The 2,931-nt window shown below is 63.1% G+C and carries 5 protein-coding genes; 4 read left to right on the plus strand and 1 reads right to left on the minus strand.

Annotated elements, in window-relative coordinates:
- Positions 1 to 70: 70 nt before the first annotated feature.
- Positions 71 to 337, minus strand: a complete 267-nt coding sequence (locus C0V72_RS15840; protein WP_199797814.1) for a hypothetical protein — start codon at positions 335 to 337, stop codon at positions 71 to 73.
- A 116-nt stretch (positions 338 to 453) separates the two neighbouring features.
- Between C0V72_RS15840 and C0V72_RS15845 the strand changes: the two genes are divergently transcribed.
- Genes C0V72_RS15845 through C0V72_RS15860 form a run of 4 tightly spaced genes read left to right on the plus strand, consistent with a single transcriptional unit; the run spans position 454 to position 2,827 of the window.
- Entirely contained in the window at positions 454 to 1,032 is a 579-nt protein-coding gene (locus C0V72_RS15845; RefSeq protein ID WP_101795091.1) for a NifU family protein, read from the plus strand.
- 29 nt (positions 1,033 to 1,061) lie between these two features.
- A complete protein-coding gene (locus C0V72_RS15850) occupies positions 1,062 to 1,670 on the plus strand; it encodes a malonic semialdehyde reductase (protein WP_101795092.1) in 609 nt (202 codons plus the stop codon).
- A gap of 51 nt (positions 1,671 to 1,721) precedes the next feature.
- On the plus strand, positions 1,722 to 2,354 hold the full coding sequence (gene tsaB, locus C0V72_RS15855; RefSeq protein WP_101795093.1) for a tRNA (adenosine(37)-N6)-threonylcarbamoyltransferase complex dimerization subunit type 1 TsaB: 633 nt from the start codon (positions 1,722 to 1,724) through the stop codon (positions 2,352 to 2,354).
- Positions 2,351 to 2,827: a GNAT family N-acetyltransferase gene (locus tag C0V72_RS15860; protein WP_101795094.1), complete on the plus strand. Its 477-nt coding sequence runs from the start codon at positions 2,351 to 2,353 to the stop codon at positions 2,825 to 2,827. The genes tsaB and C0V72_RS15860 overlap by 4 nt, the downstream gene beginning before the upstream one ends.
- Positions 2,828 to 2,931 lie beyond the last annotated feature (104 nt).

Raw genomic sequence — 2,931 nt, forward strand, 5'->3', positions numbered from 1 at the left:
CTCCCGCAAAAGGGCAAAGTGGACGACTTTTACGCCGCCCGCAGCAACACTTCGTCGCCGCTACCGTGGTCTAATTTTGCACCGCCGTTCTCACAGCATAGCGCAGCCCGTTCTTCATTTCGCCAAACAGCCACTTGTCATCGACCGGAACGTCCGAACCCTGATACAGCCAGGGGACAGTGCCGGCCGTCTGGAGCGCCTTGGGCGCAGGCGGCGGCGGTGTGGCAGGGGCCTGCACCGCAGGGGTAGCGATCTGCTGGGCGAGCAGCGGCTGAACCAATGCGAGCGGGGCAAGCAGAAGGGCGATAGCGCGGGCCGCGCGGGGAAACGACGTCATGGACAGGCTTATAGGGCGGCAAAATGTGAAGCGATAGTGAATGCTTCGGTGCTTTAGGGACGCATTGGCGGTGAAGCGGCCTTGTCCCCCGGCCTCCTCCCGCCTAACTTGGGGTCATGTTCATAGAAACCGAAACCACCCCGAACCCGTCCGCGCTCAAGTTCCTGCCGGGCATGACCGTCATGCCCGCTGGCAGCCGCGAATTCGCGACTCCCGAAGCTGCCGAAGCCAGTCCGCTGGCGCAGGCGATCTTCGACACTGGCGAAGTGGTGAACGTGTTTTTCGGCACCGACTTCGTCAGCGTGACCGCCGCACCCGGTGCCGACTGGAGCGCGCTGAAGCCGCAGGTTATCGCGATCCTGCTCGATCATTTCGTCTCGGAAGCCCCCCTGTTCATCGGCGCTAGCGGCAACGGCATTGCCGTTCCGCCCGAAGACGAAGCCGTGGTGGAAGAACGCCCCGAAGATGCGGAAGTGATCGCAGCGATCAACGAATTGCTGGAAACCCGCGTGCGCCCGGCCGTAGCCGGGGACGGCGGCGATATCGCCTATCGCGGGTTCCGCGACGGGGTGGTCTATTTGACGCTGCAAGGATCGTGCTCGGGCTGCCCGTCAAGCACCGCGACGCTGAAGCACGGGATCGAAGGCCTGTTGAAACATTATGTCCCCGAAGTGGTTGAAGTCAGGGCAGCCTGAATTTCCATTCCAGACACGGTGACGTTTACATGACCACACAATTCCACGACCACGTCCTTTCCAATGCAGCGCTCGATCAGCTGTTCAACGAAGCGCGCAGCTATAATGGCTGGCTGGACAAGCCGGTGTCCGACGCGCAGCTCCATGCGATCTGGGATCTGATGAAGATGGCTCCGACGTCTGCCAATATGCAGCCGGTGCGGATCGTGTGGGTCAAATCGGCAGAGGCCAAAGCCAAGCTGGTGGAATGCGTGTCCGATGGCAACAAGGACAAGGTCGCCGCCGCGCCTGTGACGGCCGTGATCGGCTATGACATCGACTTCCACGAAGAACTGCCCTGGCTGTTCCCCCATACTGATGCCAAAAGCTGGTTTGACGGCGACGAGGCCGGGCGCGAACAAGGCGCGTTCCGCAATTCCTCGCTGCAAGGCGCCTACCTTATGCTGGCCGCGCGCGCACTGGGTCTGGATTGCGGGCCGATGTCCGGCTTCGATCAGGCGGCAGTCAACGCGGCGTTCTTTGCCGATGAACCGCGCCACCGGGTCAATTTCATCTGCTCGGTCGGCTATGGCGATGCCAGCAGTATCTTCGACCGCAGCCCGCGGCCGGCGTTTGAACGGTTTAACCGGATCGCCTGACCGCGCATCCCCGCTTGCGCAGAGACGCGGGCTGAGGCATCGGCGTGGGCCATGCGGACGCTCGCCATCGAAACCGCCTCAGATGCTTGCAGCATCGCCCTGTTTGAGGGCGAGGCGCGACTGGCGCATACCCATCAGGTCATTGGCCGCGGCCATGCCGAGGCACTGGTGCCACTGATCGGCGCCATGCCAGACAAAGGCAGGGCTGACCGCATTCTGGTCTCGCTGGGGCCGGGTAGCTTTACGGGTGTCAGGATCGGTCTGGCCGCGGCTCGCGCGCTTGGGTTCGCGTGGGATGCAGCGGTGCTGGGCTATCCCACCCTCGCTCTGATCGCGGCGCAGGCCCAGGCTGTGCATCGTGGCGTTCCGGTGACGGTATGCACCAATGGCGGGCATGGCGAATGGTTTGTGCAGGATTTTGGCGCGGATGGTGAGGCGCTCGGCATGCCGGCCTCGCTGACACCCGATGCCGCCAGGGCCCGCCGTCGCCAGACTGTGATAGCCGGCAACAGGGCAGGTGCGTTCGCCGCACTTGATCCCGCGCAGCCCGCTGAAGTGATTGATATCGCCCCTGATGCAGCGGCCGTTCCGCTGCTCTCACCTGCATCACTCACGCCTAATCTCGCGCCGATTTATGGCCGCGGGCCGGATGCGACCCCGATGGCGGACCGGGTCAGGGCATGATCGCCTCCCCTGCGCTGGTCGACCGGATCATGGTGGTGATGGAAGCCGCCTTCGATCCGGCTTATGGCGAAGCGTGGAACCGGCGCCAGGTTGCCGATGCCCTGACCTTGCCGAGCACCCATGCGTTGGTGGTTGATGCAGCCGGCCTGCCCATTCCGGACGCGCTCGATCAGGCGCCAGTCCCCGCCGGATTCGTGCTGACGCGCCATGTGCTTGACGAAGAAGAGCTGTTGCTGATCGCGGTAACCCCAAGCGCGCGCGGGCGCGGCGTCGGGGCCGCCTTGATCGAACAATTATTCGTGGCCGCCCGGCAGCGCGGGACCGCGCAGATCTTTCTGGAAATGCGGCGCGGCAACCCCGCCATCCATCTTTACAACAAGTTTGGTTTCCGACCCATCGGCGAGCGGCGAAACTATTACCGCATGGCAAACGGTGATCGGATTGATGCCATTACTTTTGCCCGGTCAATCTAATCGCACTCCATTAGACCTGTTGCGAAAGCCGGGCCAGTTTGATTTTTCTGGGACATCGAGTGAGGACAGGGGGGTGTCTTTTGATGCAAGGGATCAGAAGCCGG

Source organism: Porphyrobacter sp. TH134, assembly GCF_002855495.1.
GTDB lineage: Bacteria > Pseudomonadota > Alphaproteobacteria > Sphingomonadales > Sphingomonadaceae > Erythrobacter.

Bases quoted from the DNA above. Each gene is read 5' to 3' on its own strand.
- C0V72_RS15845 (WP_101795091.1), top strand. From the start codon at position 454: ATGTTCATAGAAACCGAAACCACCCCGAACCCGTCCGCGCTCAAGTTC.
- C0V72_RS15850 (WP_101795092.1), top strand. From the start codon at position 1,062: ATGACCACACAATTCCACGACCACGTCCTTTCCAATGCAGCGCTCGAT.
- C0V72_RS15840 (WP_199797814.1), bottom strand. From the start codon at position 337: ATGACGTCGTTTCCCCGCGCGGCCCGCGCTATCGCCCTTCTGCTTGCC.
- C0V72_RS15860 (WP_101795094.1), top strand. From the start codon at position 2,351: ATGATCGCCTCCCCTGCGCTGGTCGACCGGATCATGGTGGTGATGGAA.
- tsaB (WP_101795093.1), top strand. From the start codon at position 1,722: ATGCGGACGCTCGCCATCGAAACCGCCTCAGATGCTTGCAGCATCGCC.